Below are 23,485 nucleotides of genomic sequence, written 5' to 3' on the forward strand. Positions count from 1 at the left end.
GCGGTTCCGCAGACCCAGCTTGAGGAGTGTTCGATGGCAGAAAATCTCAAACCCCGAAGCCGAGTGATCACCGACGGACCGAACCGCGCGCCGACGCGAGCGATGCTCAAGGCGGCCGGGTTCTCCGACGAAGACCTGGCAAGGCCGATCGTGGGAGTGGCCAACACCTGGATCGAGATCGGACCGTGCAACTACCATCTCCGGCGGCTCGCCGCCAGGGTCAAGGAGGGTATCCGCGCGGCCGGAGCCACGCCGATGGAGTTCAACACCGTGTCGATCTCGGACGGCATCAGCATGGGCGCCGAAGGGATGAAATGCTCGCTGATCAGCCGCGAGCTGATCGCGGATTCGATCGAGCTGGTCGCGCGCGGCAATCATTTCGATGCGCTGGTGTGCATCTCCGGCTGCGACAAGACCAATCCGGGAGTGGTGATGGCGCTCGCACGCCTGGACATTCCGGGGCTGGCGCTCTACGGCGGATCGATCGCGCCGGGGCGGCTCGGCGACCGCGATCTGACGATCCAGGACGTCTTCGAGGCCGTCGGTGCTTACGGGCGCGGCAAGATCAGCGCGGAAGAGCTGAAGGCGGTCGAGGACCGGGCGTGCCCCGGTGCGGGCGCCTGCGGCGGGCAGTTCACCGCGAACACCATGTCGACGGTCATGGAGTTCCTCGGCATCTCGCCGCCGGGGGCCAACGGCATTCCCGCAACGGCGCCGGAGAAGGACGAAGCGGCCTTTGCGGCCGGCAGGCTGGTCGTCGACCTGCTGCGGCGCAACCTGAGACCGAGTGAAGTGATCACCCGGCAATCGATCGAAAACGCGATCACCGCGGTCGCCGCCACCGGCGGCTCGACCAACGCCGTGCTCCACCTGCTGGCCATCGCCCGGGAAGCGGGGGTGGAGCTGACCATCGACGACTTCGATCGCATCAGCGTGCGCACGCCGCTGATCGCCGATCTCAAGCCCGGGGGGCGGTTCGTGGCCAACGACCTCTACCGGGCGGGCGGGATTCAGCTCGTCGCCAAGAGACTGCTCGAGGCGGGCCTGTTGCACGCCGACGCGATCACCGTCGGCGGCCAGACGATCGGCGAAGCGGCTCGCGCGGCTCGCGAAACGCCCGGCCAGGAGGTGGTGCGGCCGATCGCACGGCCGCTCAAGCCGACCGGCGGCCTCGTTATCCTGAAGGGCAACCTCGCCCCGGAGGGTTGCGTCGTGAAAATCGCGGGCCACGAGCGGACGCATCACCGGGGGCCGGCGCGGGTCTTCGACCGCGAGGAAGACGCCTTTCGCGCCGTTCAAAACGGGGAGATCAAGCCCGACGACGTGGTCGTCATCCGCTATGAGGGTCCGAAGGGCGGGCCCGGGATGCGCGAAATGCTCGGCGTCACGGCCGCGCTGGTCGGGGCCGGCCTCGGCGATTCCGTAGCGCTGCTGACCGATGGGCGCTTTTCCGGAGCGACGCACGGCCTGATGGCGGGTCACGTGGCTCCCGAAGCGGCGGCCGGCGGGCCCATCGCCGCCCTGCGCGACGGCGACACGGTGGTCTTCGACATCGAGCGGCGCCGTCTCGACGTGGAGATTTCGGAAGCCGAGCTTCGATCGCGGATGGCGGCGTGGTCCGCTCCCGAGCCGCGCTATCGGAGCGGAGTGATGGCGAAATACGCCAAGCTCGTGGCGTCCGCGTCCGAGGGGGCGGTCACGCGCTGAGCGGCGGGCTTTCCGGGCGGCCCGGCGAGGAGGGAGCATGATCGAGAGCTGGACCGTCTGGCTTTCCATTTTCGGCGCGAGCACCACGGCGGCGGCGCTCGGGGCTTATTTCGCGCTCCGTGCCCGGGCGCGGGAGCTCGACCGGCGCGTCGTCCTGCTCGAGCGGGAGCTGGCCCTCAGCCGGGAGCGCGAGGCCTACAACCAGCGAAAGCTCGAGGAGCTCGCCGAATCGGTTCTCGCGGCGCGCCGGTCGGCGGAAGAGGAGCTGCGCCGCTTCAAGATCAGGATCGACGGATTGTTCGCGATTCTCGAGGGCGAGCGCCGTCCCACGCCGGGCGCGCCGATCGGGTTGAGCTGAGCGCTTCGCCGAGCCGAGGCGGTCCCGCCGGACAGCCGGGAGATTCATTTGACAGGCCGCCTGCGGTTGGTTACCTTCCGGCAGGCCGGCCGCGCGGGGCGTCTCCGTCGGATTCGATTTCCGCCCGGCGCGGCTTGAACGAAGCGGAACGGTCGAATTCTCGAAGGAGCGAAGCAGCCGGGGTACGGCGGAGGAGCAGGCGCGATGAGCGTGGATTTCGTCACCAACCAGGAAATCATCGTCGAGGCCCGGCGAAAGCTCAGCCAGGAAGTCTGGGATTACCTCACCGGCGGCTCGGAGTCGGAAACGACGATGCGACGCAACCGGCTCGGCTTCGACAGTCTCGCCTTTCGCCCGCGGGTCCTGGTGGACGTGAGCCGCATCGATCCCTCCACCACCTTCCTCGGGCACAAGCTGCGGATCCCGGTGATGACCGCGCCCATCGGTTCGTTGCAGGCGATCACACCCGGAGGCGGAGCGACGGTGGCGAAGGCGGTGGAGCGGTTCGGAACGCTCTGCTTCATCAGCTCGGTGACTCAACCCTCGCTCCAGGAGATCGCCTCCGCGAGCAAGGCGGTCAAGATCTACCAGCTCTATCTGCGCGGCGATCTGGGGTGGGTCGAGGGCGTTCTCGAGCAGGTGCGGCAGGCGGGATACGTCGCCCTCTGCCTTACCCTCGACACGGCCCACTACAGCCGGCGCGAGCGCCAGCTCATGAATCGATGGCTGCCGCCGAGCAAGCGGGTGGAGTCGAACCGCCAGTATCAGGCGGCGCTCACCTGGGAGACGATGGCGGCGATCAAGAAGATCGCCGGCATGCCGCTCATTCTCAAAGGGATCGCGACCGCCGAGGACGCCAGGATCGCGCTCGACCACGGCGTCGAGGTGCTCTACGTTTCGAACCACGGCGGCCGCCAGCTCGACCACGGGCGGGCGACCATCGACGTGCTTCCCGAGATCGTCGGCGTCGCCAAGGGCAGGGCGGAAATCGTCCTGGACGGCGGCGTGCTGCGCGGCACGGACGTTCTCAAGGCGATCGCGCTGGGCGCGAACGCGGTGACTATCGGCAAGCTTCAGGGTTGGGGGCTCGCAGCTGCGGGCGAGGAGGGGCTGGTCCGGGTTCTGGAGCTGCTCGAAGAGGAGATCGTGGTCGCGATGGGGCTGCTCGGCGTGACGAGCGTCGACCAGCTCAACCCCAACTACGTATGCGCAGCGCCACCGGTGGCGCTGCCGCACGAGATGAGCGCCTTTCCCCACCTGCCGGGCGGACGCCTGATTTGAGCCGGCACGGCCTCTTTCAAGGATACGGGTGCTCGAGCGCCGCCCGCTTCATCTGGGCGTGCAGGTCGATCATCGTGAGCGCGCAGTACTCAAGGGAGTAGCCGGCGCGGAACTCCACGGTGTCCTGGAGCGCCCGCGTCAGCACCGCCCGGTTGAAAGCGCCGTGGCCCATCGCCTGTTCGCCGCCCTGCCCGAGCGCGTGCGTCTCCAGGTCGGCCTCTTCATGCGTGGAAAAATAGACGGCCTGCTCGCGGGTGAAACCGTAGCGGGTGGTGAGAGCGGTGTACCACTCGCCCGACCACTGCGACAGCGATTCCTCGAAGACGTGCAGCCCCCACAGCTCGACGATCGAGCCGTCGAGAAAGATCTTGTGGCAGAAGTCGTTGATCGCGCGCGCGGCGGGGAGATAGGGGTCTTCGAGAATCTCCTTGCGGCTCAGCCCCATCGCTTCCGCCGTCTGCAACAGCACCAGCACGTGGCCCGGCGGCCGGGGCGATATCAGCTCGTCGGCGATCTTGGCGCAGAAGGGGCCGAGCAGATCGAAGTTGCGGACGAAGAACGGCAGATGCGTGTAGTAGGAAACCGCGTTGAGCCCGTTGACCTCGAGCGAGAAACGACCCCAGTTCTTGAAGAACTGCCGGATGACCGGAAGCGGCAGGCTCCCTTCGCGAAGCCGGGTCATGAACTCGCTCGCGTGGATCTTTTCGCGCCAGGCTTGGTAGAGCGCGGCGTAAAGGTAGTCGACGTACGCTCGCGCTTCGTCGGCTGTCATTTTCTCCCCGGCCCTCGGTTCCCTGGGCTTTTCCACAGATTCCCTCCGCCCCGGCGGAGACCTCCCGTCGGGTACGGCGGCGTTTACCATTTGGCGCCCCGCCTTGTCAAGGTAGCCTCGGGGCGCAAAAGCCGCTAAGATGGCGCCATGGGCGCGCAACCGCGAACCGAGCTCGAAACTTTCCCCAATCCCCGTCCCGGGCGCGATTACGAGATCGCCATGGAATGCCCCGAGTTCACCTGCGTCTGCCCGCGAACGGGACAGCCGGACTTCGCGACGATCCGCATCCGCTACGTCCCGGACACGCTCTGCCTGGAGCTCAAGTCCCTCAAGCTCTATCTCTGGTCGTTTCGCGATCAGGGCGCGTTCCACGAGGCCGTGGTCAACCGCATCCTGGACGATCTCGTGCAGGCCTGCCGGCCGAAATCGATGACCGTCACCGGCGACTTCAACGTTCGCGGCGGGATCCATACCGTGGTGACGGCGGAATACAGGGCGGGTTGACCTCCCGGCCGGACCGGCTCCTTCCTGCGCCCGTGACGAGCTGCCTTCGACTCGAGTGACGGCCATGCCCGATCTGGACGTTTTCAAGGAGCTCCTGATCGTGCTGGCGGCGACCCTCGCCATCGTCTTCGTTTTCCACAAGCTGCGTCTCTCTTCGATCGTCGGGTTTCTCCTGACCGGGGTGATCATCGGCCCGCACGCGCTCGGCCTGATCAAGAGCGTGGCTCAGGTCGAGCTGCTGGCGGAGATCGGCGTGGTGCTGCTGCTTTTCACGATCGGAGTCGAGTTCTCACTGGAAACGATTTTTCTCTCGGCGCGGCGGCTCCTCTGGGCGGGAACGCTCCAGGTGCTCCTTACGGTGGCGGCGGTGGCGGCGGTCGCCCGGCTGTTCGGCGCGCCCCTCGAGGTGGGTATTTTCTACGGTTTTCTGGTCTCTCTCAGCAGCACGGCGATCGTGCTTCGGATCTACAACGAGCGCGGGGAGACCCACTCGATCCAGGGGCGGCTGGCGGCCGGCATTCTATTGCTCCAGGACCTTTGCATCATTCCGATGGCGTTGCTCGTTCCGGTCCTGGGACGGGCGGCCGGGGGCTCGCTCGCGGAGGTCGGGCGGGCTTCGGCTGTGGCGGTGGCGGCTCTGGCGGTGATGGTCCTTGCCGCGCGCAGGCTGCTGCCGTTTCTCCTGCACCAGGTCGCGCGGCTGCGCAACCGCGAGATTTTCGTGCTGTTCGTCGTTTTCGTCTGCCTCGGGACCGCCTGGCTGGCGTCTGCCTCGGGACTGTCGCTCGCCCTCGGCGCGCTGGTGGCGGGGCTGGTCATCTCGGAATCGGAGCTCAGCCATCAGGTGGTGGCCGACGTGCTGCCGCTTCGGGACTGCTTCAGCGGAATTTTCTTCATCTCGGTCGGCATGTTGCTGAACCTGGGTTTTCTCACCCGCGAGCTGGCTCCGGCGCTGGTCGAGCTGCTCCTCCTGGTCGCCATCAAGACCGTGGTGGTCTTCGTCGTCTTCTGGCGGTTGTACCGTTCCGTGAGGCTCGGGATCGTTCTCGGCCTCAGCCTGGCGCAGGTCGGCGAGTTCTCTTTCATTCTCGCCAAGGCCGGCATGGCCTACAGCCTGCTCACGCCGGAAAGCGAACAGATCTTTCTGGCGGCGTCGATCCTCAGCATGATGGCCACGCCGTTCCTGATTCAATCGGTCCACGGCCTTGCCTTCGGGTTGGAGCAGGCTTTAGGCCGCGCCGCGCGCCGCCCGCGCGTCGAGGGCGAGGCCGCCGGGGACCGGCCCGAACAGGGCCACGTGATCGTTGTGGGGTACGGGCTGAACGGCCAGAACCTTGCGCGGGTTCTGAAGGAAGTGGGCATCCCGTATACGGTTCTCGAGATGAATCCGGATCTGGTACGGTCGGCGCGGGCCGCCGGCGAGCCGATCGTTTTCGGGGACGGGACCCGACCGGAAATCCTGCGGGAGGTCGGGATCGAGCGGGCGCGGGTGGTCGTGGTCGCGATCTCCGATCCGGCGGCGACCGCCCGCGTGGTCTCCCAGGCCCGTCGCCTGCGGCCCGACGTCTACCTGATCGTCCGGACGCGCTATGTCGCCGAAATCGAGCATCTCTACCAGCTGGGGGCCGACCAGGTGATTCCCGAAGAATTCGAGACTTCCGTGGAAATCTTCGCCCGGGTGCTCCAGGAATACCACGTTCCCCGGAACGTGATCTCCCTCCAGGTCGACCTGATCCGAAAGGAGCACTACGGGACGCTGCGGGGGCTGCGCCTCCAGGGGAGGCGGCTCGATGAGCTGAGCGATTTCCTGGCCGGGACCACCACCGACATCGTCTCGATCCTGGAGGGCTCCCCGGCCGCGGGGCGCAGTCTCGGAGAGCTCGATCTACGCAAGCGGACCGGAGCGCTGGTGATCGCGGTGGTGCGCGACGGCAAGCCTTGCGAAGGTGTCGGCCCCGACTTCGTTCTGGCGGTCGGCGACCGCCTGGTTTTGTCGGGACCGCACCAGGCTCTCGACGACGCCGTTCGGGCGCTCAATCCGCCGGCTTCGGGCTGAAGCGCGGCGGCGGAAATTTTTCTTGCTTTTTATTCCCCATCGTGTACGTTTTTGAAAAAATTTTCCCGGTCCAGAGGCATCGACGGGAGAACGGCGGACGCCCGCGCCGCCGGCGCCCGTCTTCGCCCGCCTTCCCGAAGCATGGCAACGCTCGAAGAGAACCTCCGTAAGGTCCCGCCCCAAAGCCTGGAAGCCGAGTCTTCGGTCCTGGGAGGCATCCTCCTCGAGAACGAGGCGATCAACCAGGTCCTCGAGCTGCTCCGCCCGGAGGATTTCTACCGCGAATCGCACCGCAAGATCTTCCGGGCGATGATCGAGCTCTCGGATCGCAGCGAGCCGGTCGACCTGATCACCTTGAGCGAGGCGCTCAAGAGCCGCGGCGAGCTCGAGGCGGTGGGCGGCACGGCCTACCTCGCTTCGCTCGCGGATTTCGTGCCGACCGCCGCCAACATCGCGTACTACGCCCGGATCGTGCGGGAGAAATCGATCCTGCGCCATCTGATCAACGCCGCCACCGACATCGCCACCCGGGGCTTCGAGGAGCAGGGTAACGTCGAGGAGTTCCTCGACAACGCCGAGAAGGTCATCTTCGACATCTCTGAGCGCAAGATCAAAGCTTCCTTCGTCGCCGTCGGCGACATGATCAAGGACACGCTCAAGGCGGTCGAGCGGCTCTACGAGCGCAAGGAGATGGTTACCGGCGTGCCGACCGGTTACGACGATCTCGACCGGCTGACCGCCGGCCTCCAGCCCGCGGACCTGATCGTCGTCGCGGGCCGGCCGAGCATGGGCAAGACCGCTTTCAGCCTCAATATCGCCACCAACGCGGCGTTTCGCGGCGTCGGAGTGGCGGTCTTTTCCCTGGAAATGGCCCGCGAGCAGCTCGTGCTCCGCATGCTTTGCTCGGAGGCGCGGGTGGACAACTCCAAGATGCGTTCGGGTTACCTCGGCGAGCGCGACTTTCCGAAGCTGGCGAGCGCGGCGGGCCGGCTCCACGAGGCGCCGATCTACATCGACGATACGCCGGCGATCTCGGTGCTCGAGCTGCGCGCCAAGGCCAGGCGGCTGGTGCGCGATCGCTCCAAGAAGGTGGGCCTGATCGTCGTCGACTACCTGCAGCTGATGCGCGGCATGGGCACCGCGAGCAACCGCGAGCAGGAGATCTCCGAGATCTCGCGCTCCCTGAAGGCTCTCGCCAAGGAGCTGAACATCCCCGTGATCGCCATCTCCCAGCTCAACCGCCGGGTCGAGGATCGGGGGGACAAGCGGCCGATGATGTCGGACCTCCGGGAGTCCGGGGCGATCGAGCAGGACGCCGATGTCATCATGTTCATCTACCGCGACGAGGTCTACAACCCGAAATCCGAGAACAAGGGAATCGCGGAAGTCATCGTCGCGAAGCAGCGAAACGGTCCCACCGATACCGTAACGCTCACCTTTCTCAGTCAGTACACCCGGTTCGAGAACTACACGCAGCGGGACGACGATTACTACGCAGAGGCGGAAGAGGGCTGAGCCCCGCTGCAAAGGCCTTTTCGGGTCAACCGGGTCGGGAGGAGGACCTCCGGCAGCGTACGAAGTTGACCATCGTCAGGGTCATTACGACCTCGCGCTTTTGATTGAGCGTCTCCACGAGGGAGCGGACGATGCCCCGGTCCGGCTTGCTTTCCGAGCGTCGGGCGTCGAGGACGGTGACGCGCACCGAGAGCTCGTCCCCGGGAAAGACCGGTCTGGTCCACCGCAGCTCGTCGCAGCCGGGCGATCCGAGATTGGCGACGCGCGAGAGGTAGTGCTCGGCGTAAAGCCGCATCATCAGCGCCACGGTGTGCCACCCGCTGGCGATCAGGCCGCCGTAGATGCTCTGCCGGGCGGCGTCGGGGTCGGTGTGGTAGGGAAGCGGAACGTAGCGCCGGCCGAACTCCAGCACCTCGGCTTCCTCGACCCGCGCGGTGCCGAACTCGTGGACCGATCCGACCGTGTAGTCTTCGAAGTACCGCTCCTCGGGCGGCACCGTGAAGCCGTCGCGCCTCATGAGCCCTCCTGCCGCGCGCCGGAGGCCAGGGCGCGGTGGGCGGCCAGGATGCGTCGCGCCGCGGCGGCGGCGTCGCCGCGGACGAGCGCGCCGATCATCGCCGCGCTGTCGGCGCCGGCGCGCCAGACCGCGGCGACGTTCGCTTCGTCGATGCCCCCGATGGCGACCACGGGAATCGTCACGGCGCGCCGCACCCGTCGCAGCATCTCCGTCCCCCGCGGCTCGTAGCCGGTCTCCTTGGTGGTGGTGCCGAACACCGGACCGAAGCCGATGTAGTCGGCGCCGCCGCGCTCGGCCTCGAGCGCCTGCTCGACGGTGTGGGTGGAAATCCCCACGATCTTCGAGCCCATCAGCGCGCGCGCGCGCGACAGGGGCAGGTCCTCCTGCCCGAGGTGGACGCCGTCGGCGTCGCTCGCCAGGGCGATGTCGGCCCGATCGTTGACGATCAGCCGGCAGCCGGCGGCCCGGGTGGCCTGCCGTGCCCGCTCGGCGAGCGCGAGAAAAGCCCGCGCGCCGCCGCTCTTGACGCGCAGCTGCAGCAGCCGCACGCCTCCCGCCAGCAGCGCGGCGAGGACGGCCTCGGGACCGCGGCCGGCGGTCTGATCCGGGTCGAGAATGGCGTACAGCGGCTCGAGGCGCAGGGGCGGTCGGCTCATCGGCTCAGGAGCTGCTCTCCCTCTTCACCTCGATGCGGAGATCGGCGATCTTCTTGCGCAGCGTGTTGCGGTTGATTCCGAGGATCTGCGCCGCGCGGATCTGGTTGCCGCGCGTCTTCTTCAGCGTCAGCTCGATCAGCGGTCGCTCGATGCGCTCGATCACCAGCGAGTAGAGGTTGTCGACGTCGACGCCCTTGGTGCGCTTGAAATAGTCTTCGAGCTTGTGCCGGATCAGCTCTTCGAGGGAGAGCTGATCGACCTCGAGCGCCGCCGGCGCCTGCTTGTTCTGCAGGCTGAAGTCCTTGGGGAACAGGATGGGCCCGGAAGACAGCACCGCCGCCCGGATGAGCGCGTTCTCCAGCTCCCGGACGTTGCCCGGCCAGCTGTGCTCCTCGAGCAGCTTGAGCGCTTCGGGCGAGACGCCGGAGATGCGGATCCCCATCTCGCGGTTGATCTTCTCGATGAAGTACCCGACGAGCAGCGGGATGTCGCCCCGGCGCTCGCGCAGCGGCGGCAGGTGGATCGGGATCACCTTGAGGCGGAAGTAGAGATCCTCGCGAAAGCGCTTCTCGCGCACCGCCCGCTCGAGATCCTGATTGGTTGCGGCGAGGATGCGGGCGTTGGCCCTGAGCACCTCGCGCCCTCCGACCCGGCTGTATTCACGGTCCTGCAGCACGCGCAGGAGCTTCGTTTGCAGGTCGAGCGGGATGTCCCCGACCTCGTCGAGGAAGAGCGTCCCGCCCTCGGCCAGCTCGAATTTGCCGATGCGCCGGTCCAGGGCGCCGGTGAACGCCCCCTTTTCGTGGCCGAACAGCTCGCTTTCGAGCAAGTCGCGCGGAATGGCGGCGCAATTGACCGCGACGAACGGCTGGTTCCAGCGCGGCGAGTTGTAGTGGATGGTCTTGGCGACGAGCTCCTTGCCGGTCCCGCTCTCGCCGAGAATCAAGACTGTCGCCTGGTTGTCGACGACCTGTCCGATCGTCTTGTAGACCCGCTGCATGGCCGAGCTGGTGCCGATGATGTTGACTCCCGGCTCGAAGCGCTTCTTGACCTCCTCCTTGAGCTCGCGAAAATCCCGGCTGAGCTTGCGGCTGTCGAGCGCCCGCTTGACCAGCAGCATCACCTCTTCGAGATCGAACGGTTTGGTGATGTAGTCGAACGCGCCGTTCTTCATGGCGCCGATGGCGTTGCGCATCGTGTTCTGAGCGGTCATGACGATGACCGCGGTCTCGACGCCGTTTTCCTTGAGTTCTTTGAGCAGCTCAAGCCCGTCGACATCCGGCAGCTTGATGTCCAGGAGCGAGACGTCGAACGCGGCCTCGCCGAGCAGCCGGCGCGCGGCCGCGCCGTCGGCAGCGGTTTGCACGAAATAGCCTTCGTCCTCGAGCGCTTTCTTGAGCACGAAGCGCAGCGATTCCTCGTCCTCGGCGACCAGTATCTTGCCCTGATCCATGCTAGCTCGCCACCACCAGCGATACCTTGAAAACGCTCCCTTTCCCCTCGACGCTCTCGACCCGGATCAGGCCGCCGTGCTCCTTGACGATGCGGTAGCAGATCGCCAGTCCGAGCCCCGTGCCGCTGGTTTTCGTCGTGAAGAAGGGCGAAAAGATGTGAGGCAGGTCCTCTTCCTTGATGCCCACTCCCCGGTCCTCGACGTCGACCCAGATGAAGCGGCTGCGCCCGGCCCCCCGGCCGCGGATGTGAAAGTCCGTCTCCACCCGGGTGGTGATGGTTACGGTACCGTTTTTTTGAGTCGCTTGAAAGGCGTTCTTGATCAGGTTGAGAAAAACCTGCGTGAGCTGGGCGCGGTCCCCGAGAATCGGGGGCAAACTGGGGTCGAACCGCTTCTGAACGGCAATGCCGCGCTCGGCCGCCTCCTGCGCCTCGAGCAGGAGAACTTCCTCCAGCACCTCGTGGATGTTGAGCGGCGCCAGGTCCACGGCCGCCGGGCGCGAGAGATCGAGGAGCTGGTCGATCAGCTTGTCGACGCGATCTACTTCGCGGATCATGATCTCGGTGTATTCGCGGAGCGCCGGGTCGCGCTCCACCGCGCGCCGCAGCAGCTGCGCGGCGCCCTTGATGCCCCCGAGGGGGTTGCGGATCTCGTGGGCGAGGCCCGCGGCGAACATTCCCATCGCCGCCATGCGGTCGGCTCGCTTGAGGTCTTCCTCGAGCTCCTTGCGGTGGGTGACGTCGCGCAGCAGCAAGATGCTCCCGAGGAAGCTGCCGTGGTTGTCCTGGAGCGGCGAAGCGGTGGCGGCCACCGCGACCTTGCGCCCCGACCGGGTCACCACTTCGCCCTCGGTCCGGACGCTCTCGTGATGCGGGGGTGCGCTTTTGCGGGCGACTTCGACCAGCCACGGCTCGGACCGGAAGACCGTGGCGACCGGTTGGCCGAGCGCCTGCGAAGCCGGCAGCTCGGTCAGGGTTTCCGCCGATTCGTTGAAGGCGGTGATCCTGCTTTCTGGGTCAAGCATCACCACGCCGTCTTCCAGGCTGGCAAGGATCTGCTGCCAGGAAATTTTCGGGGCGAGGCGGTAGTCTCGGGCTCTCATGGAGGAGTCGTCCGGGCAGCAAAAAATCATAACAGATAGGCGGTAGGGCGCAAACTCCGGTCGGGCTTGCATGGCGCGGGTGCATGTGGTAAAAAATTCTTACACTTTAGGCGGTTACACCCGAAGTGGGCTTTGCCCGCTTTTTTTGTTTTAAGGGCATGACAACGGATCCGCAAATGACCGAGCTTTGGGATTTGGCGACGGGGGTGGCCGAGAACGAAGGCATGGAGGTGGTCGACATCGAGTTTCGCCGGGAAGGGCGCCGCGGGGGTCGGGTGCTGAGGATCTATCTGGATCGAACGGGCGGCGTCAACATCGACGAGCTGAGCCATGTCAGCCGCCGGCTGAGCGATCTCCTCGACAGCCGGGACCTGATCGACGGCGCCTATACCCTGGAAGTCTCGTCGCCCGGGGTCAACCGGCCGCTCAAGAAGCCGGAGCACTTCGCGCGCTACGTCGGTAAGCGGATTCGCGTCCGCGCCCGGGAACCGATCGAGGGGCGGCGCTCGTTTCTGGGGATCCTGAAATCCGTCGGCGGCGAGCGGATCGAGGTGTTGCAGGAAGGCAAGGCGTACACGATCCCGTTCGAGCTGATCGAAAAGTCCAATTACGAGCACGATTGGAGCGGCTCCTATGCAGCAAGATCTCAATCGAGTCATTGAGCAGGTGAGCAAGGAGAAAGGCATCGACAAGGCGATTCTCATCAGCGCCCTGGAAAATGCCATGGTCTCCGCCGCCAAGAAAACGTTCGGCGCCCAGCGCAAGATCGAGGCGAAGTTCAATCCGGAGATCGGCGAGGTCGAGCTGTTCGAGGCGAAGACCGTCGTGGAGACCGTGCAGGATCCGGCGGTAGAGATCAGCCTGACCGAAGCCCGCGAGACCCTCGACCCGGAGGCCGAGATCGGCGACGAGCTGCTCTGCAAGCTCGACTCCAGCATGTTCGGCCGCATTGCGGCCCAGGCCGCCAAGCAGAACATCGTGCAACGCGTGCGGGACGCCGAGCGGGAGATCATCTACAACGAGTTCAAGGGACGCGAAGGGCAGCTGGTCAATGGCATTGTGCAGCGGTTCGAGAAGCGCAACATCATCGTCAACCTCGGCCGCACCGACGCGATCCTTCCTGAGAAGGAGCAGGTGCCGCGGGAGCGCTACCGCCAGGGCGACCGTATCCGCGCCTACATCGTCAGCGTGGATATGACCAGCCGGGGACCGCAGATCGTGCTCTCCCGAACGCACCCGGGAATGCTGATCAAGCTCTTCGAGCAGGAAGTGCCCGAGATCTATGAAGGAATCGTGGAGGTGAAGGGCGCTGCCCGCGAGCCCGGAGGGCGGGCGAAGATCGCGGTGGTCTCGCATGACCCCGATGTCGACCCGGTGGGTGCCTGCGTGGGCATGAAGGGGACCCGGGTGCAGGCGGTGGTCCAGGAGCTGCGCGGCGAAAAAATCGACATCGTTCACTGGACCGCGGATCCGGCGGAGTACGTCTGCCGGGCGCTGGCCCCCGCTAAGGTTTCCAAGATCATCATCGATGACGAGGAGCACAGCATGGAGGTGATCGTCCCGGACGATCAGCTGTCGCTCGCCATCGGAAAGAAAGGGCAGAACGTGCGGCTGGCGTCGCGCTTGACGGGGTGGCGCATCGACGTGCGCAGCGAGGCCGAAGCCGAGGAAGAGACGCGTCGCGCGCGCCTTTCGATCGGGTCGATTCCGGGAATCAACGATCTGGTAGCGGAGCTCCTCTACCAGGCGGGCTTCAAGTCGGCCGAGGACGTGGCGGCGAGCGAGCTCGAGGAGATTCTCGAGATCGAGGGGATCAGCAAGGAGAAAGCCGAAGCGCTGCACAAGTCCGCGCGTGAATACGTCGCCGAGAAGCGCCGCCGCGAGGAGGAAGAGGCGGCTGCGGCCGCCGCGGCAGCCGAGCGTGAGGCGGCCGAGGCCGAGGCTGCGAAACAGGAGGAAACGCCGGAGGCCTAGCTCGAGATGTCGCGGGGGCGGCATCGGCCGCAGCGGACCTGCCTCGGTTGCGGCGGCAGAGACGACCAGGAGAGGCTGATTCGCGTGGTCGCGGAAGCCGGAGGCAAGCTCCGGATGCTGCGGCGCTCCGGCGGACGCGGCGGCTATCTGCACCGCCGGCGCGAATGCTGGGCGGCGTTCGTCAGGCGCAAGAGCGTTTTTCGGGCTTTTCGTGTGGAGGTGAGCAGGGAAGCGCGGGAAAGGCTGGTACGCGATTTGAGCGAAGGGCATTGGGAGTTACCAGATGGGAAAAACGAGAGTCCATCTTTTGGCTAAAGAGCTGGGGATCGAGACCAAGGATCTGATCGCCCACCTCGAAAAGCTGGGCATCCGGGGGCGCAAAGCGCAGAGCGCGCTGGAAGACGAGGAGGTCGCCCGGGTTCGTGCCGCCCTGGCGGCGGAGGAAAAGCCCCAGGTGCACGTCGGCGAGGAAAAGGTGGTCGCCGACCGGGTGGTGAGGTCCGAGGAAGAGGGCGTGGGGCAGATCGAGGCGCGCGAGACCGTCGTCGAGCGGCGCGTTCGCACCAACGTCATCCGCCGGCGCACGAGCCGGGTCGAGGTGGTTCAGCCGCGCGAGAGGGCCGAAGAGCCCGCCGAGCCCGTCCACGCACCCGCGAAGGAAGCTCCCGCGCCGGCCGAGGCCGAGCCGCCGATGTTCGTCGAAGAGCTGGCGGACCTTCCGGTGCCGGACCAGGAACCGGATGTCCCCGAGCCCGTGATTCTTCCGGAGCCCGAAGCCGAGCCGGCCCGCCCGGCGGAGGCGAAGGCGGAGCCTTCGTCCGAGCCCGCTGAGGCAAAGCCGGAAGAGAAGCCTGCCGCGCCGGCGCCGGCCGAGGCCAAACCGCAAGCGCCGGCCGAAGAGGCCCCGCGCGCCGGAGCGCGGATCCTGGGACGAATCGATCTGCGCCGGACCGTCACGCCGCCACCCGCGCCCGGCGCCGCACGGCGTCCGGCCACGCCCGTGGGACCGGGCGCGGCAGGGGTGCGGCCTGCGGGCGAAGCGGCGCCGAAGCCGGCGGGCGAAGGCGAGGAAAAGCCCGCCAAGCCGGGACGCCACAAGAAGCGTGTGGTCAAGAAGCAGGATGTTCTCGAGTTTCGCGAGAAGGAGTTTCGGGCCGGCCGTATCCCGAAGAAAAAGCGCGCGCTGCCCGGCAAGGAGCAAAAGAAGACCGAGATCACGATCCCGAAGGCGAGCAAGCGCGTGATCAAGATCTCGGAGGTGATCACCGTCGGGGACCTGGCGCGCGAGATGGGCGTCAAGGCCGGCGAGCTGATCAAGAAGCTCATGGGTCTCGGGATGATGGCCACCATCAATCAGGTGCTCGACGCCGACACGGCGACTCTTCTGGCCGCGGAGTTCGATCACCAGGTGGAGAACGTCGCGTTCGACGCCGAGGAGGCGCTCGCGCTCGAGCACCAGGTCGAGGAACAGGAGGGAGCGGCGGTTCCGCGCCCGCCCGTCGTCACGATCATGGGGCACGTCGATCACGGCAAGACGTCGCTGCTCGACGCCATCCGCCGGACCAACGTGACGGCGCAGGAGCACGGCGGCATCACGCAGCACATCGGCGCGTACGACGTCAAGGTCGACGGCCGCAGCGTCACGTTCATCGATACCCCGGGCCATGAGGCGTTTACCGCGATGCGCGCCCGGGGCGCGAAGGTGACCGACATCGTGGTCCTGGTGGTCGCCGCCGATGACGGCGTCATGCCGCAGACCGTGGAGGCGATCAACCACGCGCGCGCGGCGGACGTGCCGATCATCGTCGCGGTCAACAAGATCGACAAGCCGGATGCCGACATCGAGCGCGTCAAGAAAGGGCTGGCCGAGTACGGGCTGGTCAGCGAGGACTGGGGGGGCGACACGGTGTTCGTGCCGGTTTCGGCCAAGACCCAGGAAGGAATTCCACACCTGCTCGAGATGCTGCTCCTGCAGGCGGATATTCTGGAGTTGAAGGCCAATCCGAACAAGCTGGCCCGCGGAACCATCATCGAGGCCAAGCTCGACCGCGGCCGCGGCCCGGTGGCGACGGTGCTCGTGCAGGAGGGCACGCTGCGCGTGGGCGATGCCTTCGTGTGCGGCGCGTTCTACGGAAAGGTGCGCGCGATGATCGACGATCGCGGCCGCAAGGTGGAAGCGGCGCCTCCTTCGTTCCCGGTGGAAATCCTCGGGTTCCAGGGGGTGCCGCAGGCCGGCGACGCGTTCGTGGCCGTCGCGGACGAGGCCAAGGCGCGTCAGATCGCCGAGTACCGCAAGAGAAAGCAGCGCGAAGCGGAGCTGGTCAAGAGCAGCAAGGTTTCGCTCGAGGAGCTCTACGATCAGATCAAGGCCGGCGACGTGAAGGAGCTGCGGGTGGTGGTGAAGGCGGACGTACAGGGATCGGTGGAGGCGATCACCGAGGCGCTCGGGCGGCTCTCCAGCGAAGAGGTCAAGCTGCGGGTGATTCACGGTTCGGTCGGCGGCATCACCGAGAGCGACATCCTGCTGGCCGCGGCCTCGAACGCCATCGTGATCGGTTTCAACGTCCGGCCGGAGTCGAAGGCGGCGGCCCTCGCGAGCCAGGAAGGGGTCGACGTGCGCCTGTACACGGTCATCTACGAGGCCGTGGCCGACGTCCGGGCTGCGATGGAAGGGATGCTCGAGCCGACGTATCGCGAGCAGACCCTGGGCCGGGTGGAGGTCCGGCAGATCTTCAACATTCACGGCGTCGGCACGGTGGCCGGGTGCTACGTCACCGAAGGCAAGATCCAGCGCGGGAACCTGGTGCGGCTGCTCCGCGATCACGTCGTGGTGCACGAGGGCAAGCTCGCAAGCCTCAAGCGTTTCAAGGACGACGTGCGGGAAGTGACGGCGGGTTACGAGTGCGGGCTGTCGCTGGAGGGCTACCAGGACATCAAGCAAGGGGACATCATCGAAGCGTTCGAGCGCGTGGCGGTGGCGCGTCGCATCACGCCGACCGCTGCGGGCCGGGAAGCTCCGCGCGTCAGCCCGGCATAGCTCCGGCCGTAGTCCTCCATCATGGTGGTGGGAGTTCTCAAGCTCAGCCTCCTCCTGCCCGAGAACCACTCGTTGAAAGGCAAACGGGGGGTGTTGAGGAGCATCCAGGCACGCGTGGCCAACCGCTTCAACGTTTCGGTGACGGAGTGCGGGGACCAGGACCTCTGGCAGCACGCCGTTCTCGGCTTTGGAGCGGTGGGGAGCAGCCGGCAGGTGGTCGAGGCGATGCTCCAGAAGCTCGTCGAATTCATCGACGGCCTCGGGCTGGCACAGGTGGGAAAGGCCGAAACCGAGTTTTTCTCCTGCTAGCCCGCGGCGGCTCGGAAATTTCGGGAATACCGGAGCCATGGACTACCAGCGCGCCGACCGCGTCGGCGATCTGCTCGTGGAGCTGATCTCGGAGCTGCTGCGCGCCGAGGTTCGCGACCCGCGCATCCGGGAGGTGACCATCACCGGTGCGAAGGTCACCCGGGACCTGCGGCAGGCCCGGATCTATTTCACCACTCTCGGAGGGGCGGCCGACAAGGACGAGGTGCTGGCCGGGCTCAAGAGCGCGGCGGGGTTTATCCGGTCGAAAGTTGCCAGGCAATTGAATCTGCGGTTCGTTCCCGCCATCGAGTTCGTTCACGACGAAAGCCAGGACCAGGCTCAGCGCATCGACGCCCTGCTCAAACAAGCCAAGCGTTGAGACGGCGTCGCGCCGCGGATGTGCCGGCCATGCTGGAAAACGGGATCCTGCTCATCGACAAGCCTGAAGGGCCGTCCTCGGCTCAAGTGGTGCATCGGGTCAAGACGCTGCTCGGCGCGCGGAAAGTCGGGCATCTCGGCACGCTGGATCCTTTTGCCTCCGGCCTGCTGGTGGTCGGCGTCAACGAAGGTACCAAGATCGCAGACGTGTTTTTGAGCGCGCCCAAGAGCTACCGCGGAATCATGGCGCTCGGGGTGGCCACCGATTCGCAGGACGCGACCGGCAAGGTGGTGGAGGTGCGCCCAGTTCCCTTCTTCGGCGAGCCGGAGCTGGAAGACCTCGCGCGCCGGTTCACCGGCGAGCTCAAGCAGGTGCCCCCGATGTTTTCGGCCCTCAAGAAGGACGGCATGCGTCTTTACCGGCTGGCCCGGCAGGGCAAAGAGGTGCCGCGCGAGCCGCGCACGATTCGGGTCGAGCGGCTGGGACTGAAGAAGCTCAGCGACTCGGAGATCGAGTTCGAGGTGACCTGCTCGCGAGGAACCTACGTGCGCACGCTTGCCGCCGACATGGGCACCGCCATGGGCTGCGGTGCGCATCTGAAGAGCCTGAGGCGGACCGCCTGCGGCCCCCTTACGCTCGACCAGGCGCTCAAGATGGAGGTGGTCGAGCGCCTCCTTGGCAAGAGTCGCTCTCCTCTACTGCCGATCAACTCGGCCCTGGCGCACATCCGTGCGGTCTGCTGGGACCGCCGCTGGGTCACCCAGCTCAGGCTGGGACAGCAGAAAATCCTGAGCCAGCTCGGAAGGCCGCAGCAGGGAGAAACCCTGGTGCGGGTCGTCGATCCGCAAGGGCGCCTGGTGGCCCTGGTGGAGTGGAGCGATGGACCCGCAACTTGCGGCTGGCGTCTCGCCCGCGTGTTCCGCGAGTAGCGGCCGGGGGGCCGGGCTCGGTTGACTTCCCGCCGGCCGATCGGATAGTTTGATCGAGTGTCTGGCAGCGCCCGGCCGAACCAGCCTCCCGCGAAGTTCGCAAGCTCCTGCAGACAGAATCTGAGCCCCGGCCCGCGAGATGGTGCCGGGAAACCACAGGGGGAGATGATTTTCACATGAGCAACCCGAATGCGCCGGTAACGGCCAACCGCCACGTTCAAAGCTGGGTCAAGGAGGTCGCGGATCTCTGCCGCCCCGACGACGTCTTCTGGTGCGACGGATCCGAGGATGAGCGCGACCGTTTGATCGAGATCGCGCTGCGCTGCGGCGACCTCATGCCGCTCAACGGCGAAAAGCTGCCGGGGTGCTATCTCCACCGTAGCGCGGCGAACGACGTGGCGCGCACGGAGGACCTGACCTTCGTCTGCACGCCCGAGCGGGACGACGCGGGTCCGAACAACAACTGGATGGCTCCCGCCGAATCGTACGATCGCCTGGCGAAGATTCTGGCCGGCTCGATGCACGGTCGCACCCTGTACGTGATTCCTTTTCTCATGGGCCCCGAGGGCTCGCCGTTCAGCAAGGTGGGGATCCAGGTTACCGACAGCGTCTACGTCGTGCTCAACATGCGGATCATGACGCGGATGGGAAACGTCGCGCTGCGCCATCTCGGGGACTCCGACGATTTCACTCGCTGTCTCCACGGCAAGGCCGATCTCGACCCGAAGCGCCGCTTCATCTGCCACTATCCGCAGGACAACACGATCTGGAGCGTCGGCTCGGGCTACGGCGGCAACGCGCTGCTGGCGAAGAAGTGCCTGGCGCTCCGGATCGCGAGCAAGCTGGGGCATGCGGAAGGCTGGCTGGCGGAGCACATGTTGATCGTCGGCGTGGAGAGTCCGGAAGGGGAAGTGAGCTACATCTGCGGCGCGTTCCCGAGCGCTTGCGGCAAGACCAACCTGGCGATGCTCGTCCCGCCGGAAGGGATGAAGGGCTGGAAAATCCGCACCATCGGGGACGACATCTCATGGCTGCGCATCGGCCCGGACGGCAGGCTCTGGGCGATCAATCCGGAAGCAGGCTTTTTCGGCGTCGCTCCCGGGACCGGCTCGAAAACCAACCGCAACGCGATGGCGATGCTCGGCCGAGACACGATCTTTACCAACGTCGCCCTGCGTTCGGACGGGACGGTCTGGTGGGAGGGGCACGACGATCCCCCGCCCGAAGGTGCTCTGGACTGGAGGGGCCGCCCATGGAATCCCGACAGCGGCGAGCCCGCCGCCCATCCCAATTCGCGCTTCACCGTTTCGCTGAAGCAGTGCCCCACCTATGCGCCCGAATGGGAGTCGCCCCAGGGGGTTCCGATCAGCGCGATCCTGTTCGGGGCGCGGCGGGCGAGCCTCGTGCCGCTGGTTTTCGAGGCGTTCGACTGGCAGCACGGCACATTTCTCGGCGCCACTCTCGCTTCGGAAACCACGGCCGCGGCCACGGGAGCGGTCGGCGTCGTGCGCCGCGACCCCATGGCCATGCTGCCTTTCTGCGGTTACAACATGGGAGATTACTGGGCCCACTGGCTCGCGATGGGAAAGCGAGCCTCGAGACCGCCCAAAATCTTCCGCGTGAACTGGTTCAGGCGCGACGAGCACGGAAAGTTCATCTGGCCGGGATTCGGGGAAAATCTCCGTGTGCTGCGATGGATCGTCGAGCGCTGCAAGGGGGCCGGCCAGGCGGAGGAGAGCGCGATCGGCTATCTGCCCAGGCCTTCGAGCCTGAACGGCGGCGGGCTCGACCTCGGCCGCTCGGACCTCGAGCGGCTCCTGGGCGTGGAGCGCGACGGCTGGATGGCGAACCTGAGAAGCCAGCGAGAGTTCTTTGAGCGGTTCGGTGACCGCCTGCCGGCAGGGATTCGAGAGGAACAGGAAGCGCTGGCGCGCCGGCTCAAAGCGAAGTAAAGAGCCGAAAAGGCGTCGAGCGCATGCCCCGGCGAACCTCCGGACAACGGAGGCCTTTCGGGTTTGAGCTCGATCGAGCGAACCCCCTTCAATCAGGCCCCGCCGTCCGGTGCGACCGGAACGGTGAGATCAGGCCTTTGCCATCTCTCGCGGGGTGTCTTTCGAGATCTCTTTTGGGGGCAGTGTAACGGTCTGAAATTTTAGTTGATTTTTTCCCGCCCTGCCCGTACCATTTCAAGTCCGGGGAGCGGTGTATGCCAGTCAAAGCCGTGGGCGCCGCCCGAGGGGCTCGCATGAAGCGGCGAATCAGCTATTCGATGGCTTTACGGTGTATCGGGCAGGACCTGGAGTTGCGCGGCCTGAGAACCTTTGTCATCGAGCCGGAGGCCGGCCAGTACCTCGTACGATGCGGCTATCAGTCGCCGCCGGCCGAAATGCCGGTCACGCTGAGCTACACCGACGAGGACATCGAGGCGCTGGATCAAGCGGGAAAGGAAAGGCGGGGTAAGGTACCCGCTCCAAAGGAATTTCTCAATCCGGTTCAGATCTTACGGACCATCGGGGGATACCTGGACCGGCTCGAAGCGCGCCTGATCCGCATTTCCAACAACCATCCTTCCGGCCAGGACGGCCTGTTCAAAACAGAGTACGAAACCCAAGACGGCGAGCGGGTCACCGACGACCGTGCCGGGTCGGCGATCTACGATCTATGCGTGAGCATGTACAAGCAGAGAGGGCGGTTGACCGGGACCGGCTCCCGCTACGGCCGCTGGCGATAGCTCCCGCCGGCTCTCCGGCACCGACGCTGGATGCCGGGTAAACCCCCGCCGGAGGCGAATCGGCTTTGGACAACCCCGATTACTATTCGCTGCTCGGCATTTCCCGAAACGCGAGCCCTGCGGAAATCAAGCAGGCCTACCGCAAGATGGTGTTCCGCTACCATCCCGACCGGAACCCGGGAGACAGGGATGCGGCGGAAAAGTTCAAGCAGGTCCTCGAGGCGTACGGCGTGCTTTCGGACTCGGCCAAGCGCGCCGACTACGACCAGGCCACGCGCCCTGAGGGCGAGGGCCCGCGGGAGCGCGAGAGCCGGGAGGAGACGTTCGGCGCAAGCCCCGGCGACGGTTTTCGCTTCTCCTACGAGTTCAAGCAAAAGGTCGAGCCTCAGCCCAAGTGCCCGCAGTGCGCGGCGGTCGGGATCGAGTACGTGGTCTCGCGCAAGGGGGGCTCGGGCGGCACGCGCGGGAAGCAGTTCGTGCTGTCCCCTTTCAACATCATCTTCTGCAGTGAATGCGGCCACGTTTACGGCGTGACCGCGCAGACCTGAGACCTCCGGGCGTCCCGTTCAGTAGAGGACGCCCCCGCCTTCCACCACCAGCAGCTGGCCCGTCATGAAGTCGCTTTCGGAGCTCGCCAGGAAGAGCGCCGTGCCTACGACGTCCGCGGGCGTCTCGACCCGCTTGAAGCAGCGCTTTTCGACGCTACCCTCGCGGCGCTTGCGCACCGCGTCGGTCACCGCCTCCTCGCTCATCGTCGAGCCCGGGGTCATACAGTTGACGTTGATGTTCCAGTCGCCGAGCTGGCGCGCCATCACTCGCGTGAGCGCCACCACGCCTCCCTTGGCGGCGGTGTAGTGCGGCATGTTGCCCGAGCCGCTGAAAAACGTGCCGGAGGCGATGTTGATGATCTTGCCGGCGCGCTGACGCTTCATCACGGGAATGACCGCTTTGCAGCAGAGAAAGACGCCCTTCAGATTGACCTCGAGAACCCGATCCCACTCGTGTGGCTCGAGCTCCTCGAGCGGCCCTTTCCACAATCGCTGGGTTACGTAGATCGCCGCGTTGTTGAGCAGCACGTCGATGCGGCCGTAGCGATCCACCGTCTCCCGCACCAGGCCCTGGAGCGAAGTGAAGTCCCTGACATCCGTCGGGCGCGCCCAGGCCGAAAGCCCCGCTCCCGAGAGCGCGTCCGCAACGGCCGCGCCGCCGCGGGCGTCGATGTCGGCGATCACGACATGGGCGCCCTCCTCGGCAAAGCGGCGCGCGTAGGCACGGCCGATTCCGTGGGCCGCCCCGGTGATGATCGCAACCCTGTTCTGCAGTCGCACGTCGTCTCCCCCTATCTCACGTGAATGCCGGAGTTCTCCCTTCCAGCAGCGTCGGCAGGTTGGCCGGAGGAAAGCGCAGGCCGACGAAAAAACCGCCGAACAGCCCGTAGACGGCGCTGGCTTCATCGAAGCGCATTTCGTAGACCAGCTTCTTGAAGACCAGCGGGTCGTCCGCGAAGAGGTCCACTCCCCATTCCCAGTCGTCGAAGCCGATCGAGCCGGAGATGATCTGGATCACCCGCCCCGCGTAGCGCCGGCCGATCAAGCCGTGCTCGCGCATCATCGCCTGCCGGCGGGCGATCGGCTCGCTGTACCAATTCTTGTGCTCGCCCCGGAGCTTGTTCATCGGATAGAAGCAGAGGTAACGGCGCAAGGGTATTTCCGGCCAGAGGCGGGCCGCGGAGGCTTCGCGCTGCCGAGCGAGCTCGGCGTCGACCTCCCGGTTCCACTCCGCCGTCCCCGGTTGAAGTCCCCTCGCGAGCCATTCGGCATAGAGCTTGACGGAAGCCTCGTAGAGCCCCAGCTCGATCACCGACACGTAAGAAGGTCCGGGCTCGAGAAACTCGCGCAACCGGCTGTGGGCGATCCGCAGCTCGGCCTGGTTCAGCTCGTCGAGGGTGCGCCGGAAATGAAGGATCATGAGATCGCCCTTGTGTCCGACGACCGAATAGAGCGCCGTCCGGCCGGGGTCGGCCTGCTCGAGGGAGGCGAAAAGCGCCATCGCCCTGTCGAGAATCGTTCGCTGGTCCGACGCGCCGAGCGCGCGCCACGCCGGCCAGCGGATCCGGAACAACTGGTGCAGTACGTAGGAGCCGTCCAGCGTGAGCGGGGCGGCCGGGAGGGGAACGGTCTGCGGAAACGGAGCTTCGGGACTCAT

General features: G+C 66.2%; 21 protein-coding genes and 1 pseudogene. 15 read left to right on the plus strand and 7 right to left on the minus strand.

Features of this window, described 5'->3' with window-relative positions:
- Positions 1-33 precede the first annotated feature (33 nt).
- The 3 genes from ilvD to VNN77_11865 all read left to right on the plus strand — a co-directional run bounded on the left by ilvD (position 34) and on the right by VNN77_11865 (position 3,346).
- A complete protein-coding gene (gene ilvD / locus VNN77_11855) occupies positions 34-1,707 on the plus strand; it encodes a dihydroxy-acid dehydratase (GenBank protein HXG52086.1) in 1,674 nt (557 codons plus the stop codon).
- Between the two features lie 37 nt (positions 1,708-1,744).
- Positions 1,745-2,065, plus strand: coding sequence for a hypothetical protein (locus VNN77_11860; protein ID HXG52087.1), 321 nt, complete (start codon positions 1,745-1,747; stop codon positions 2,063-2,065).
- Positions 2,066-2,269: 204 nt separating this feature from the next.
- The gene (locus VNN77_11865; protein HXG52088.1) at positions 2,270-3,346 is read left to right on the plus strand and encodes an alpha-hydroxy acid oxidase; all 1,077 of its coding nucleotides are present in this window, start codon (positions 2,270-2,272) and stop codon (positions 3,344-3,346) included.
- A gap of 16 nt (positions 3,347-3,362) precedes the next feature.
- Here the strand turns inward: VNN77_11865 and VNN77_11870 are convergent, their stop codons facing one another.
- Complete coding sequence (locus VNN77_11870; protein ID HXG52089.1) at positions 3,363-4,118, minus strand: iron-containing redox enzyme family protein; 756 nt, start codon at positions 4,116-4,118, stop codon at positions 3,363-3,365.
- Positions 4,119-4,265: 147 nt separating this feature from the next.
- On the opposite strand from VNN77_11870, the gene queF reads away from it, so the two are divergent.
- The 3 genes from queF (at position 4,266) to dnaB (ending at position 8,193) form a co-directional block, all read left to right on the plus strand.
- Complete coding sequence (gene queF / locus VNN77_11875; protein HXG52090.1) at positions 4,266-4,622, plus strand: preQ(1) synthase; 357 nt, start codon at positions 4,266-4,268, stop codon at positions 4,620-4,622.
- A 64-nt stretch (positions 4,623-4,686) separates the two neighbouring features.
- Positions 4,687-6,678, plus strand: a complete 1,992-nt coding sequence (locus tag VNN77_11880) for a cation:proton antiporter (GenBank protein HXG52091.1) — start codon at positions 4,687-4,689, stop codon at positions 6,676-6,678.
- Positions 6,679-6,819: 141 nt separating this feature from the next.
- The gene (gene dnaB, locus VNN77_11885; GenBank protein ID HXG52092.1) at positions 6,820-8,193 is read left to right on the plus strand and encodes a replicative DNA helicase; all 1,374 of its coding nucleotides are present in this window, start codon (positions 6,820-6,822) and stop codon (positions 8,191-8,193) included.
- Positions 8,194-8,218: 25 nt separating this feature from the next.
- On the opposite strand, the gene VNN77_11890 is transcribed toward dnaB, so the two are convergent.
- The 4 genes from VNN77_11890 to VNN77_11905 are packed head-to-tail and all read right to left on the minus strand — an operon-like array spanning position 8,219 to position 11,921.
- Complete coding sequence (locus tag VNN77_11890) at positions 8,219-8,710, minus strand: MaoC family dehydratase (GenBank protein ID HXG52093.1); 492 nt, start codon at positions 8,708-8,710, stop codon at positions 8,219-8,221.
- A complete protein-coding gene (gene thiE, locus VNN77_11895; GenBank protein ID HXG52094.1) occupies positions 8,707-9,366 on the minus strand; it encodes a thiamine phosphate synthase in 660 nt (219 codons plus the stop codon). Before thiE ends, VNN77_11890 begins: the two co-directional genes overlap by 4 nt.
- A gap of 4 nt (positions 9,367-9,370) precedes the next feature.
- On the minus strand, positions 9,371-10,819 hold the full coding sequence (locus tag VNN77_11900) for a sigma-54 dependent transcriptional regulator (protein ID HXG52095.1): 1,449 nt from the start codon (positions 10,817-10,819) through the stop codon (positions 9,371-9,373).
- A gap of 1 nt (position 10,820) precedes the next feature.
- Positions 10,821-11,921, minus strand: a complete 1,101-nt coding sequence (locus VNN77_11905; GenBank protein HXG52096.1) for an ATP-binding protein — start codon at positions 11,919-11,921, stop codon at positions 10,821-10,823.
- A 176-nt stretch (positions 11,922-12,097) separates the two neighbouring features.
- Between VNN77_11905 and rimP the strand changes: the two genes are divergently transcribed.
- The 9 genes and pseudogenes from rimP (at position 12,098) to VNN77_11950 (ending at position 21,549) form a co-directional block, all read left to right on the plus strand.
- The gene (gene rimP, locus VNN77_11910; protein HXG52097.1) at positions 12,098-12,583 is read left to right on the plus strand and encodes a ribosome maturation factor RimP; all 486 of its coding nucleotides are present in this window, start codon (positions 12,098-12,100) and stop codon (positions 12,581-12,583) included.
- Complete coding sequence (nusA, locus tag VNN77_11915) at positions 12,555-13,895, plus strand: transcription termination factor NusA (protein HXG52098.1); 1,341 nt, start codon at positions 12,555-12,557, stop codon at positions 13,893-13,895. Before rimP ends, nusA begins: the two co-directional genes overlap by 29 nt.
- Positions 13,896-14,178: 283 nt before the next feature.
- Positions 14,179-16,932: a translation initiation factor IF-2 gene (infB, locus tag VNN77_11920; protein HXG52099.1), complete on the plus strand. Its 2,754-nt coding sequence runs from the start codon at positions 14,179-14,181 to the stop codon at positions 16,930-16,932.
- Between the two features lie 21 nt (positions 16,933-16,953).
- A complete protein-coding gene (locus tag VNN77_11925; protein ID HXG52100.1) occupies positions 16,954-17,241 on the plus strand; it encodes a DUF503 domain-containing protein in 288 nt (95 codons plus the stop codon).
- Between the two features lie 37 nt (positions 17,242-17,278).
- Positions 17,279-17,620 carry a 30S ribosome-binding factor RbfA gene (gene rbfA / locus VNN77_11930; GenBank protein HXG52101.1) on the plus strand — a complete coding sequence of 114 codons (342 nt, stop codon included), beginning with the start codon at positions 17,279-17,281 and terminating at the stop codon, positions 17,618-17,620.
- A 29-nt stretch (positions 17,621-17,649) separates the two neighbouring features.
- On the plus strand, positions 17,650-18,549 hold the full coding sequence (gene truB / locus VNN77_11935) for a tRNA pseudouridine(55) synthase TruB (protein HXG52102.1): 900 nt from the start codon (positions 17,650-17,652) through the stop codon (positions 18,547-18,549).
- 176 nt (positions 18,550-18,725) lie between these two features.
- On the plus strand, positions 18,726-20,501 hold the full coding sequence (locus VNN77_11940) for a phosphoenolpyruvate carboxykinase (GTP) (protein HXG52103.1): 1,776 nt from the start codon (positions 18,726-18,728) through the stop codon (positions 20,499-20,501).
- 293 nt (positions 20,502-20,794) lie between these two features.
- Positions 20,795-21,280, plus strand: a complete 486-nt coding sequence (locus VNN77_11945) for a hypothetical protein (protein HXG52104.1) — start codon at positions 20,795-20,797, stop codon at positions 21,278-21,280.
- A 65-nt stretch (positions 21,281-21,345) separates the two neighbouring features.
- Positions 21,346-21,549 (plus strand): annotated as a pseudogene (locus VNN77_11950) (DnaJ domain-containing protein).
- Positions 21,550-21,846: 297 nt separating this feature from the next.
- Here VNN77_11950 and VNN77_11955 read toward each other — a convergent pair.
- Both VNN77_11955 and hemQ read right to left on the minus strand, forming a co-directional pair.
- Complete coding sequence (locus tag VNN77_11955) at positions 21,847-22,608, minus strand: glucose 1-dehydrogenase (protein ID HXG52105.1); 762 nt, start codon at positions 22,606-22,608, stop codon at positions 21,847-21,849.
- Positions 22,609-22,624: 16 nt separating this feature from the next.
- Positions 22,625-23,485, minus strand: a complete 861-nt coding sequence (gene hemQ / locus VNN77_11960; protein HXG52106.1) for a hydrogen peroxide-dependent heme synthase — start codon at positions 23,483-23,485, stop codon at positions 22,625-22,627.

It is taken from the genome of Candidatus Zixiibacteriota bacterium (assembly GCA_035574315.1).
In the GTDB taxonomy this organism is placed as follows: Bacteria; Desulfobacterota; Binatia; order UBA9968; family UBA9968; genus DATLYW01.

Bases quoted from the DNA above. Each gene is read 5' to 3' on its own strand.
- infB (HXG52099.1), top strand. From the start codon at position 14,179: ATGGGAAAAACGAGAGTCCATCTTTTGGCTAAAGAGCTGGGGATCGAG.
- VNN77_11870 (HXG52089.1), bottom strand. From the start codon at position 4,118: ATGACAGCCGACGAAGCGCGAGCGTACGTCGACTACCTTTACGCCGCG.
- rimP (HXG52097.1), top strand. From the start codon at position 12,098: ATGACCGAGCTTTGGGATTTGGCGACGGGGGTGGCCGAGAACGAAGGC.
- VNN77_11865 (HXG52088.1), top strand. From the start codon at position 2,270: ATGAGCGTGGATTTCGTCACCAACCAGGAAATCATCGTCGAGGCCCGG.
- VNN77_11925 (HXG52100.1), top strand. From the start codon at position 16,954: ATGGTGGTGGGAGTTCTCAAGCTCAGCCTCCTCCTGCCCGAGAACCAC.
- VNN77_11860 (HXG52087.1), top strand. From the start codon at position 1,745: ATGATCGAGAGCTGGACCGTCTGGCTTTCCATTTTCGGCGCGAGCACC.
- nusA (HXG52098.1), top strand. From the start codon at position 12,555: ATGCAGCAAGATCTCAATCGAGTCATTGAGCAGGTGAGCAAGGAGAAA.
- VNN77_11900 (HXG52095.1), bottom strand. From the start codon at position 10,819: ATGGATCAGGGCAAGATACTGGTCGCCGAGGACGAGGAATCGCTGCGC.
- VNN77_11890 (HXG52093.1), bottom strand. From the start codon at position 8,710: ATGAGGCGCGACGGCTTCACGGTGCCGCCCGAGGAGCGGTACTTCGAA.
- VNN77_11940 (HXG52103.1), top strand. From the start codon at position 18,726: ATGAGCAACCCGAATGCGCCGGTAACGGCCAACCGCCACGTTCAAAGC.
- rbfA (HXG52101.1), top strand. From the start codon at position 17,279: ATGGACTACCAGCGCGCCGACCGCGTCGGCGATCTGCTCGTGGAGCTG.
- hemQ (HXG52106.1), bottom strand. From the start codon at position 23,485: ATGAGTCCCGAAGCTCCGTTTCCGCAGACCGTTCCCCTCCCGGCCGCC.
- thiE (HXG52094.1), bottom strand. From the start codon at position 9,366: ATGAGCCGACCGCCCCTGCGCCTCGAGCCGCTGTACGCCATTCTCGAC.
- truB (HXG52102.1), top strand. From the start codon at position 17,650: ATGCTGGAAAACGGGATCCTGCTCATCGACAAGCCTGAAGGGCCGTCC.
- VNN77_11905 (HXG52096.1), bottom strand. From the start codon at position 11,921: ATGAGAGCCCGAGACTACCGCCTCGCCCCGAAAATTTCCTGGCAGCAG.
- queF (HXG52090.1), top strand. From the start codon at position 4,266: ATGGGCGCGCAACCGCGAACCGAGCTCGAAACTTTCCCCAATCCCCGT.
- ilvD (HXG52086.1), top strand. From the start codon at position 34: ATGGCAGAAAATCTCAAACCCCGAAGCCGAGTGATCACCGACGGACCG.
- dnaB (HXG52092.1), top strand. From the start codon at position 6,820: ATGGCAACGCTCGAAGAGAACCTCCGTAAGGTCCCGCCCCAAAGCCTG.
- VNN77_11880 (HXG52091.1), top strand. From the start codon at position 4,687: ATGCCCGATCTGGACGTTTTCAAGGAGCTCCTGATCGTGCTGGCGGCG.
- VNN77_11945 (HXG52104.1), top strand. From the start codon at position 20,795: ATGAAGCGGCGAATCAGCTATTCGATGGCTTTACGGTGTATCGGGCAG.